The sequence below is a fragment of the Chryseobacterium sp. AC405b genome, assembly GCF_979258685.1.
In genome coordinates, this window is record NZ_OZ409877.1 from 3,104,314 (window position 1) to 3,116,125 (window position 11,812).

Consider the following 11,812-nt stretch of genomic DNA (forward strand, 5'->3'; position numbering starts at 1 on the left):
ATTTAAATATTAAAAAGTAAGATTGATACCCAAAACATAGCTTCTGGATCTTGGAAATGATGAACTATCATAACCAGGTGTAATAGTTACACCGCTCGCTGCTGAAACTTCCGGGTCAAAACCAGAATATCCGGTAATTGTAGCCAGATTATTAACCGTTGCATAAATACGTGCATTAGATAATCTAACAGTGCTTAAAAATTCTTTAGGGAAAGAATATCCCAAAGTGACCATAGCAATCCTTAAATATGAACCGTCTTCTACATAATATGATGAAGGATAAGTAATATAGCTTGAATTGGTAGTGCCTAAACTCCAAAGCCTTGATTCCTCATTAGGGTTAAGTTCTTTCAGTCTCACCAAACTTGTCGCAGCCTGCCCAGTATTCGGATCAACTACATGGTAATAATTATCGCCAAATTCTGAAGGCACGTTTTGGAATAAAGCATAAGGGCTCATACTGTGCTTGGTAGCATTGTAAACATCACCACCCACACTGAATTTCATAAATACTGCCAGATCAAAACCTTTGTAAGAGAAATTATTACTCAAACCACCAATAAAATCAGGTGTTCCGTTTCCTATTTTCACCAATTTTCTTGTAAACTGATCGCCGGCTTCATTATCAGCAGCAAATTTTATATCACCAGGTTTTGGAGTTCCTGTAGAAGGCTTTACAACTCCTGGTTTCAAAGTTAATGTTCCGTTTGAAGCCTGGATAAAGTCATCTGTGGTATAAATTCCCTGATAAACATATCCGTACATATCACCTAATTCTTCTCCGACGGTTGCATAATATGTTACCATACCTGCTCTGTTGCTTCCTGCATTGAAATTTCGGAAAGTTCTCCCTTCATCAAGAGATAAAACTTTAGACTTATTAAATCCTATATTGGCATCTGTAGACCATCTGAAGTTTTCAGAACTTAAATTCACTGAATTTAATGTGAATTCCATCCCGGTATTCTTCATAGATCCAATATTTTTAAACTGTCTTGAATATCCTGTTGACACAGGAAGTACAGTTTCCAGCAACATGCCGGTTACATTGTTATTATACCATTCAGAAGTCAGCTTGATTCTATTGTTAAATAAAGCCAAATCTACCCCAAAGTTAGTAGATTTCATCTCTTCCCACTGCACACCACGGTTACCCAGTACACTGCTTGTTACCAAAGCCAGATTCCCTACTGTATTATTAATAGGATAATCTGTTGCAACAACATTGGTTCTGAATACATTATTTGGTATGCTGTTGTTCCCTACGATCCCAAATTCATATCTGAACTTAAGATCATTGATTACATTTTCAATTTTAGAATTTTTCCAGAAACCTTCTTGAGAAACTCTCCACGCAGCAGCTACAGATGGAAAAACACCAAATTTTTCATCCGGACCGAATTTTGACGAACCGTCTCTACGAACAGTCCCGGTTAACAAATAGCGATTATCATAGTTATAATTTACACGTGCAAAGTATGAAATCAGCGCATTGCTAGATTTACCTGCATCCTTATCAGCAACTGTAGCATTTGAAATATCATCTAACCCGTAATTTAAAATAGAAGGAAACCTTATCAGTCTCATGCTGCTACTTTCATTTTCGTCATAGATTATTTCATTACCGATTAAACCTGTAATTTTATGTTTCTCACCTAAAGTTGTATTATAAGTCAATGTATTTGTAATCTGATATCTGTACGCTTCAGAATTCCCAATACTTCCGTTGATCCCAGTATTTACAGGATCTGTAAGAAATGCACGAGAGTTTTTATCTGAAAATGAAGTTGATTTACTATTCGTCCAGTTATAAGATCCTGCAGTTCTGAATGTGAAGTTTTTTAATAAATCAAATTCTAAACCTACATTCGCCAAAAATGTTCTTGCACGTCTGTTTGATGTGGACGCAGCAGTTTCTATATAAGGGTTTTCTGTATCAAAACCGGAATCTAATGAAGAGTAATCAGGAAATGTCTGGGTATTAAATAATTCATCCTGAGTAAATAATGTACCTCCTGTAATAGGCTGTAGCAATATTTTTTTCATTCCTGAATACGCACCTCCACCATTGGTAGAATTTGACGTAAACATTGAACTGAAATCTAAACGCACACCTTTGTATAATTCTGAGTTGATGTTGGCACGCAAAGAGTTTCTCGTCTCACTGAAATTTTGTAATAAACCTTCCTGCTTGTTGTAATTGTAGCTGATGAATGCCTGTGTTTTTTCATTACCAGCAGAGACACTTACGTTATGATTGGTAGTAATTCCTGTTCCGCCAAGCATTTTTTCCTGCCAGTCTAATGCAGGTTGTGATGCGTAACGATTACTGATCCTGTTAAAAGCTCCCGTATAAAAGCCAGGAGAATCTACACCTAAACTATTATCGAAAACATTACTCCATGTAGTTGTTTTCCCCTGAAGCTGTGCCATCTCATACTGATATTTCACATATTGCTCAGAGTTTGAAATCATATCCAGTTTCTTCGAAAGCATATCAAATGCCATGAAAGAATTATAATTGATCGTTATTCTTCCTTTTTTACCTGTTTTGGTTTTAATTACAATAATTCCGTTTGAACCACGCGCTCCGTAGATTGCGATTGCAGAAGCACCTTTCAGTACATCGATACTTTCAATATCATTGGGGTTGATAATATTCAGCGCATTATCCAGCTGAAAACCATCTACGATATAAAGAGGTTCTGTACCCTGAGTAATAGAAGCACCACCACGTACGGTAACGTTTGCACCAGCTCCCGGAGCTCCACCTGCGGTAACGATATTTAATCCGGCGGCCCTTCCCTGTAAAGCCTGCAAAGCATTCATTGCAGGTGTTGCCGCAAGATCTTTTGCAGATACAGATGATACAGATCCGGTAAGATCAGATTTCTTTACTTTTCCATAACCGATAATAACTACCTCATCGATATCTTTAGTATCTGTTTTTACAGTATCACTTGCTGCTTTTTGTCCGAACATAAAGCCAGACGCAAGCAAAAACAGCGGTGCGATAAGTGGCTTAAAATTCTTGTGTTTAATTATTAGAGACATATATTAATTTTTATTTACATTACTTATTTCTGTCACCAAAGTACAGCGTTGCGAAAGTTTTGGCATCCTGCAATATCCTGCATTATAAAATTCTTAATTTTTCTTAAATAATTATACAAATCCTTAACGATATATAAAAATGTTAGCGATTTAATTAATTAATCTTGGTTAATATTCAAAATATACAACAACTTCAAAATGTGTAATCCCTTATTTACTTAAAATCATGATTACAAAATAGTGCATTATTAACCAAAAAAAAGACACTGAGAAAAATCAGTGTCTTAAAAAATTAATATAAAATTTAACTATAATGAAGAAATATTTTATATAAATTATCTCAAAGAATTTCCGTACCCTACAATCAAAATAGAAATAAGCAAAACGAACATTCCCATTGAAATAGTTGTGATTGTTTTTTTGGAGACGCCTTTCCATTCTTTGATGACTACGCCCCAAAGATTGGCAATTAAAATAATAAATGCCATGTGTAAAATCCAGGAGCTTGCGCCGTTCCCCATTTTGCTTTCTCCCATTCCGTAGAAGAAAAACTGAAGATACCACATCGTTCCTGCCAATGCACAAAAAATGATGTTTTTTACTATCGGAACATTTGTTTTGGTATAATCGGTATAAGATTTATTTTTAAAAGCCAGATAAAGACAACCGATGAGATTAACTGCCATTCCGCCCCAAAGTACCACAACATAGGTTACGTTATTTTGAAAAAGGAACTCTCCCTGATTAGGATTGGCTAATTTCCAGGCTTCGTTGGCAACATTTGCCATTGGTTTTCCTGCTTCCAAACCGAAATTAAAACACGCACTCAAAACTCCGGAAATGATTGAAACCGTCAAACCCAATCCGAATTTATATTCAGTTTTCACTTCTGTACCGTGAGGATCTATAGAAATGGTTTTAAGTTCTTTTTCCTTCATCATTCCCGCTTTTCCGCTGATAATGATTCCGATGACGCAGACAAATAGTCCCAGCAAAACAAACTGTCCCCAAGAACTTGACATCATTAAACCGATATTATCTTTTCCCGATTGAGGAGAAAACTCGTAGTAAATAGAAGGAACCAGCGATCCGAAAACCATACAAAGCCCTAAAATAATGCTGCTTCCTAATGCAACACCCAAATATCGAACACCTAAACCATACGTAAAACCACCAATTCCCCATAAAGCACCGAACAAAAACGTCAGTCCTATAATAGATGAACTTTCATTCTGAATAATTTCCCAAAAACCAGGAATCGTAAGATATGCAGCAAGTGGTGGAACAATAATCCATGAGAAAACGCCTCCGATCAACCAATAAGTTTCCCAAGACCAACCTTTTACTTTTTTGTAAGGCAGGTAAAAACTTCCTGAAGAGAAACCGCCCAGAAAGTGAAATAATACTCCTAATAATGCATTCATAATTTATTTATATTGGTTGAATCTGAAAATTACTGATATGATGACAACTGCGCATCTTGTAGTGTCATGTATATTGGTTTTTCAAATTTAAACAGAAATTACTTCAATTTATACACCTCGCTTCCGGCAAGTAGTAAACAGCCCAAACCGTAATCTTCAAAATCCGGTTCTTTACTTACAGAAAGTGGCTGACCGTCTTTTGGTTCTTTTCCTGTTCCCTGTACCCAACCCAAAAATCCGTTTGGCTGTACAGAATCTTTTGCAATAGCATTCCAGGCTTTTACCAGAACCGGCAAGTAAGTCTCTCTGTCGATCAATCCATTGTTGACACCATACGCCATTCCGTAAACGAAAAGTGCAGTTCCTGTCATTTCTTTTCCACCAAAATTATTGGGATCGTGCAAGCTTACATTCCAGAAGCCATCTTCTCTCTGAATTGGTAGCAAAGCTGCCAGCAAATCTTTATAATCCTGTAAGTATTCCTGATAATGAGGGTCAGATTTTGGCGTATCTTCTAATGTTTTTGCCAATGCGGCAACTACCCAACCGTTTCCTCTGCTCCAATAACAATCTTCGCCGTTTGGCTCTTTATAAGGCGGCACAAAACTCTTGTCTCTCCACCAAATCTTATCAACCGGATTGTACAAACCGTTGCCTCCGTGCTTATATTTAGTGTACGCATACATTTCATAATTTTTATCGAAATACTTTTGCTCACCTGTAATTCTGCCCAATTTCGTAAAAATAGGCATCGACATCTGAAGTGCATCAATCCACCACCAGTCATCAACTTTTGACGTCGCAATCATACTGTCCATCGAGGCTTTTACATTTTTAATTCTCTCGGGATGTTTTTTTCCGTCTATTTCATACAGGTCGATGTAGGTTTGTCCGCAAGCCTGGTGATCGGCATTTCTGGTATAGGTTCCTCTCATCAAATCCCATTTATGGTTATTTGCCCATGACATTGCGTAATCATAATACTCTTTTTTCGGATCGACTTTGTATAAAGCTATCAATCCTTCATAATAGACTGCACGAGTCCAGAGATTACTTGGCCATACTTTTTTGCCCACAATTTCTTTGCCTGTATCTGGCCATTTGTTCATAAAATATTGGTTAGCAAGTCTGGAAACTTCCAGAACTTCTTTTTTAGCGGGGAGCTCAACCTTACTTGCAGAAGTCTGTTTCTGAACAGAACATGAAGACAATACTGCAATGATCAATGTAAAAGCACCATTTTTAATGAGTGATCTTTTCATATATTTTAATTTATTATTTTTCAATTTTATTTTAAGGTTTAACTGTTACAATATTCGGTTTGGGAACTTCTTTCAGCGATTCATCCAGATAATAATCCGTATGAGGAGGCTGATTATAACCTACATTCTGCCAAACAATGCTTAATCTGTATTGCGGATTGTGCATCAAAGTGTACAATCTGTGCTGCGTAGGAATAGTCGTAGAAAAAATTCTCAATTCCTGATTATCGGACGTTCTGTACATTACTTCTTCACGCCAATCGCCAAATAAATCTGCCACCAAAGCCGGATTTTTCTTGGTTCCGTTATTCGATTCACACTGGGAATCTTTAGCATCAAAAATGAGTTTTGATTTCTCATTCTTCCAATCCCATTTTGAAACTGATGTTCCGTCTAAAATTTCACTTAAAAAATCGCCGTCCCAATAAATTCCCATATTGGCAGGCGGATTTTTATCACTTATTTTTTTTCCTTTAGTATCATAAATGCCCTTCAAACCTGCTCCAGCTGCCCAAGATTCTGAACCGTCATAACGAGGGTCAATATTTAAAGACAAACCTCTTCCCGGTCCTTGATATTTTCCATTTTTACTGTAAATCAAAGACGGCAATTTCCACAGAACTTTCCCGGTTTTTCCGTCTCTGAAATGTGCTCCTGCATCATCAAACCTTTCCTGAATATCAAAAACTTCCAATCCGGGATTTGACGGATCAAGATCTCCAACGTGCAATGCATCACCGTGACCAAAACCTGTACTGTTTAATACTTTTCCGTCATCATCGACGGTCATTGCACCAAAAACAATCTCGTCTTTTCCATCGTTATCTACATCTGCGACAGAAAGATTGTGATTTCCCTGCCCACGGTATTGTTTATTTTCTTCTGAGCTTTCGGTATCAAAAAGCCATCTCAAACTGAGTTTTTTATCTTTATAATCCCAAGCTGCGATTGCAGTTCTCGTGTAATATCCTCTCGACATAATCACACTCGGTGTTTTAACATCCAGATAAGCGACGGCTCCCAGAAATCTGTCGAGACGGTTTCCTTTTGCATCGCCCCAGGTTGCTGTCATTTGTTCATCGGTTGGATTTAAACTGCCTGCAAATCTTGGAACTTCATAATTCACGGTATGAATTTCTGCTCCGGTTTGCCCATCAAAAACCGTCAGATATTCTGGTTCGTGAAAGGATATATCCGTTTTCGTTGACGTAATTTTTTGTCGAATCACCAATGTATTTTCCTTTCCCATCCTTGCTTCCGTCAGCAGTTTTCATTACGATTTCTGCTTTTCCGTCCTGGTCGAGATCATACACTAAAAACTGTGTGTAATGCGCTCCTTCACGTATATTTTTACCTAAATTAATTTCCCACAAAAGCTTTCCATTCATTTTATAAGCCTGAATGATTGGCGGATCTGTGATTCCTTTCTGGCTGTTGTCTTTGGATTTCCCGGTCTGATGAAGAATGATTTCGTAGTCGCCGTCTCCGTCCAAATCTGCAACAGAAGCGTCATTCGGAATATATCCGGCTGGTGTTTTTAAAGGGATTGAAAAATAAGGTTTTTGATTTGCAACATAGTTCGCAGAATCAGTATCCATCGTTTTATCCTGAGTATTTGATTTTACGAAGTAGCTATAATTCTTTGTCTTGTCGGCTGTTTTATCTAAAAAACTTGTTTCATTCAACAGCGTCTTTGCGTTGAGTTTTTTGGTTGAGTTATTTTCAACACGATACAAATCAAACTGAATATTCTGAGCTTCAGTACCCAGCAAACGCCAACTCACAAAAACACCGGAATCTGAAGGTATAGCAACAATTCCTCTCTTCAGATATTCCATTTGTCTTTGGGCAAATAGAGTTTGTGAAAATAGAATCGGAACTAAAATATATTTCAATTTAAAAATCATAATTCTTCTTTTTAAGCTTGATTAATCGATTGCATTATTATATATTCAAATATTTATTTTGAATAATGTATTGGAACCAATTGAATTTCGCCATCCAAACCGGAAGGCTGCACTTTCCAATTGGATGCGTCAAATGGTTTGTAATCGATATTTACAAAGTTAATTTCGTGGTAATTTCTCCACTGTATTTTCTTTTTATCCATATCTCTAATTCTGTTAGCCATAAGATTACAAACCTCGATTTGAATGGTATTTTTGCCTTTCTTTACATACTTTCCGATGTTAATTTCAAACGGAATGCTCCAGACAATTCCTGCTTCATGACCGTTGACAATCACTTTTGCACTTTCGTAAAGTTTGTCAAATTTCAAGAGATAATCGTCTGCATTTTTTTTCCTTACATTTAATGTAGTTGTGTAAACTCCTGTTCCTGAAAAACTTTGTGTGGAAGCATCATCTGTAAAGTTGGTCCAAGGTTGAAGCTTTTCTAAAGTTCTGGATTTCGGAAGTTCGGGACCGCCTTCTTTAAAAGACAATTGCCAAGGTTGGTTTAAAACTATTGGTGCATCGTTTTTTTCAGTGTAATTCCATTTTTGAAGTAAAGTGTCTGTATTTTGAGAAGCTTTTATAATTAAAGATTCTCCCGATTTCAGCTGAATTCTAACAGAATTATTATGAGTTTGAGCGATTCCGAAATCTCCATTTTCGGGATTCATTAAAGTGACTTGTTTTCCGACGAAATTCAACGGAATATTTTGAATGATTTCTTTTGAAGTATGATTGACGATGTAATAATATTTTCCACCATCAAACTGTCTTCTCACAAATTTCAATCCTGTGTCGGTCAATTTTTCTCTTTCAATTTTTAAATACTCTAAGCCTTTTGCAACATCAGCACTCAAGATAATTTTTCCTTTTCCGAAACTTGCTGTCTTTACATTTCCCGCTTGATTTTGAAATTGAATTTGATTCCATAAATATTTTAACTGATTTCTTCTTTTCTCCACTTCAAAATTTCCGGGAATATCTTTCGGCTCATTTTGAAAAATAACTAATGCTCCGTTTTGAGCCAAATCTAAGATATTTTTTAAAGTAGATTCGGGCAAATAAGTGAGTTCAGGAATGATTAAAACCTGATATGCAGATCCTGTTTTTGATACCTTAATATTCTGATTTTCCATCATCGATTCTCCAATCATTTTGTCGGAAATCATATCCAGAGAATAACCCATTTTGTTGAGTTTCGTCAAATTTTCATACATCGGAGTGGGTTGTAACCATTTTTCCACGTTATGAACTTTGAACGCCATATCTTTCCCTTTCGGACTTGCCCATTGATCATAAATTGGCCAGTACATCAACAGCTCATTATCTGATTTTCCGCTTTGTAAAACAGATTGCGTACGTTCGATATAAGAATTTAATCCTTCCAAATGTGGCCACAAACTGTTGTCAGGAACGAAATTCACGGAAGCATAAAACAGCCAGCCCGGAAAAGGCACATCGGTCGGCGTGTACGTCGTTCCGTGGTAAAAAACGTGGTTAATTCCCGATAAAAACACCTGCTCCACCTCCGGTTTTGCCTGTGACCACGAGGTTTTGAAATGTTCGGTCAGCCAAGTAAAAGTCTCATTAGAAGTTAATTTTTTGCCGGTCACGTTTGCTGCCGAAGAAGCAAATTTCAGCATATTAAAATCCGGTATATCTGATTTCTGAATGTCTGCACTATCTCTTCTTAAACCCGGAATATCAAAAACCGAGCTTCCAAAAGTTTCAGATTCAGGAATATCCACTGCAGCATACAAATCAAGCAAATTTCCTGGCGAACCGTGCGCCTGATTCGTGTTTTTTGAGTTTTTAGAATGAGCCCAACTGGTAAAATCTTTCGTGAAATTATTTAAAATCAATTCGCTTAACGTTTCTCTGTAATCGGATTTTACTCTTCCTGATATTTCATTTTCCTCGTTGCTTACTAAATATTTGATATACGGACTTAAATCGTAGCCCCGTCTTTTCTTAAATTCATTTTTAAAATCTGGTGTCCAATCGGCATTATAAACCTCATAACTGTCATTGAAAAAAGAACGGATTCCGTAGTTGGAATTTCCAAAAGCTTTATCGAAAGTTTTCAGATAATCTTTGGTCGCGTCCGGCGAAAAATGGTCCAAAGTATAACCTTCTCCACCAGGAGCAGCACGTTTTACTTTCTGTAAGGTTTTACCAGTGAAAACTGCGTAGATTGTCCATTTCCCAAAGGTTGGTTTCCAATTCAAGCTTCCATCACTACTAACTTTATCAGTAATAACAACCCCTTCATTTTTCTCATTATAAGCCGTTACAATATCTAGTTTTATTGTTTTTAAATTCTTCTGTTTTTCATCTTTCAGTACAATTTTATCTGAAAATTTTTCGCCTGATGAAATCGTATACGTCTGAACAATCATTTTTGTAGCAGCATCTTTTTCTTCAACTTGTGGTCCGCCAATCGGCCAACCTGTTCCCACCGACATATCGACGCCCATCTTCAGACTTCTGGCTTTGTCTGTGGTGAACTGAAGCATTTTCATCCATTCCGGAGAAAGGTAACTGATATACTGTTTTTCGAAACCTTTTGCGCCATAAATCGGAACGATTTCCACACCTCCAAAACCTGCTTCATTTAAAATGGTTAGTTGTTTATCTAATCCCTTTTCGTCTACAGCATTTCCCATCCACCACCACCGTGTCCAGGGTTTTGTGGTTTCGGTGGATTTTGGCCACGGATTTTGTGCGGAAAGATTTCCGAAGGCAAAACAGATTAGACTTAATTTTATGATCGATTGAATATTCATTTCTTATTTTGTTAATTTCCATCTGGTTTTAAAGTTTCCATGTAGATACTTTCAGGCCAGTAGAATTTTTCAACATCATCGGGTTTTTCAGGATTAAAATTTTGATCAATTTTCGAAATATATTTCTTCAAAGGCAGATTTTGATCTGCAATAGATTTTATAACACATTTCGCTAATTCATAAGCTCCATAGGTGTTGAAATGCGTATCATCCGCCAAAGCGGTCGGCTGATTAGGATAGCTGTTTGCCGGATAATGTACAAATGCTTTTTTTGCAGCTTCAGGTCCCATAGCTTCAAACAAGGTTTTACTCAATGTATTTAAATCGATTAAATATACATTTTCTTCTTTTGCAATTTCCCGCATCGCAGAAGGAAAATCATCTAAAGTATTAACAATTTTATTTTTTTCATCAAAAACTCTGCGGTTCATTGAAGTAATCAAAACAGGAGTTACTCCTAATTCTTTAGATTTTAAAATCCATTCTTTTAATCTTTTTCGATATCCTGATTTTATACTGTTTCCCGCTTTTTGGTCATTGTGTCCGAACTGGATGAATAGATAATCTCCAGGTTTTATTTTGTTCCAGATTTTATCAATTCGGCGGCGGTCTTCAAATGCTTTCAAGGTTTCTCCGCTTTCGGCATAATTGGCAATCACAACTTTATTTGAAACAAAAAAACAGGGCAACATTTGACCCCACGAAGCCCAAGGTTCGTACTGCGCATCCACAACAGTAGAATCTCCGGTGATAAAAATAGTTTTAGCCTTTTTGTTGGGTTGAATGATGACCGAACAAACTTTCGGAGCTTTGTGATTGAATTCGATGGTCAAAAGGTTATCCCAATGCAGATATTTTCTTTCTCTCGGTTTTAGTTTTACAATTCCAATTTGAGTTCCGTTCTCATTCCTGATAATGCTGTCTTTAACGTGAACTGTAATTTGTTTTTCGAGAATTTTGCCTTGTTTTGTTTTGATATCATTCAGCATCAGACGGCGGTTTTCTACCCGAACTGTTGTTTCAGATGTTCCTTTAGAATCGCCAAGATTTAATTGTATATCATAATTTCCTTCAGGAATTGCGACTGAGAAATAGAATGGTTTATTGCTGGTAATAAAATCTCCGGTTAAAGCATTTCCACCTCTATCCACAGATTTCAGACCGGAAACATCCATAAAACCGTACCCTATCTTTTGATTAAATTTTGAAGTTGAAGTGATAGGAATAAACCCGTTTTCGGTTCTGCCTGTACCAAAATCAAATTTGAAAGTCGTCTGTTGGGCGAACAAAAACGAACCTAAGAAAATCGTTAAAAATTTTATCCAGTTTTGCAT

General features: G+C 36.8%; 7 protein-coding genes. All 7 read right to left on the reverse strand.

Annotated elements, in window-relative coordinates; all coding sequences use genetic code 11:
- Positions 1 to 9: 9 nt before the first annotated feature.
- Entirely contained in the window at positions 10 to 3,054 is a 3,045-nt protein-coding gene (locus ACZZZA_RS14855) for a SusC/RagA family TonB-linked outer membrane protein (RefSeq protein WP_463433057.1), read from the reverse strand.
- Positions 3,055 to 3,389: 335 nt separating this feature from the next.
- On the reverse strand, positions 3,390 to 4,478 hold the full coding sequence (gene rhaT, locus ACZZZA_RS14860) for an L-rhamnose/proton symporter RhaT (RefSeq protein WP_463433059.1): 1,089 nt from the start codon (positions 4,476 to 4,478) through the stop codon (positions 3,390 to 3,392).
- Between the two features lie 98 nt (positions 4,479 to 4,576).
- The gene (locus ACZZZA_RS14865; RefSeq protein ID WP_463433061.1) at positions 4,577 to 5,740 is read right to left on the reverse strand and encodes a glycoside hydrolase family 88/105 protein; all 1,164 of its coding nucleotides are present in this window, start codon (positions 5,738 to 5,740) and stop codon (positions 4,577 to 4,579) included.
- A gap of 31 nt (positions 5,741 to 5,771) precedes the next feature.
- On the reverse strand, positions 5,772 to 6,968 hold the full coding sequence (locus tag ACZZZA_RS14870) for a rhamnogalacturonan lyase family protein (protein ID WP_463433063.1): 1,197 nt from the start codon (positions 6,966 to 6,968) through the stop codon (positions 5,772 to 5,774).
- Positions 6,895 to 7,647: a rhamnogalacturonan lyase family protein gene (locus ACZZZA_RS14875; RefSeq protein ID WP_463433065.1), complete on the reverse strand. Its 753-nt coding sequence runs from the start codon at positions 7,645 to 7,647 to the stop codon at positions 6,895 to 6,897. Before ACZZZA_RS14875 ends, ACZZZA_RS14870 begins: the two co-directional genes overlap by 74 nt.
- A 53-nt stretch (positions 7,648 to 7,700) precedes the next feature.
- On the reverse strand, positions 7,701 to 10,478 hold the full coding sequence (locus ACZZZA_RS14880) for a glycosyl hydrolase (protein WP_463433067.1): 2,778 nt from the start codon (positions 10,476 to 10,478) through the stop codon (positions 7,701 to 7,703).
- A gap of 11 nt (positions 10,479 to 10,489) precedes the next feature.
- A complete protein-coding gene (locus tag ACZZZA_RS14885) occupies positions 10,490 to 11,812 on the reverse strand; it encodes a rhamnogalacturonan acetylesterase (RefSeq protein ID WP_463433069.1) in 1,323 nt (440 codons plus the stop codon).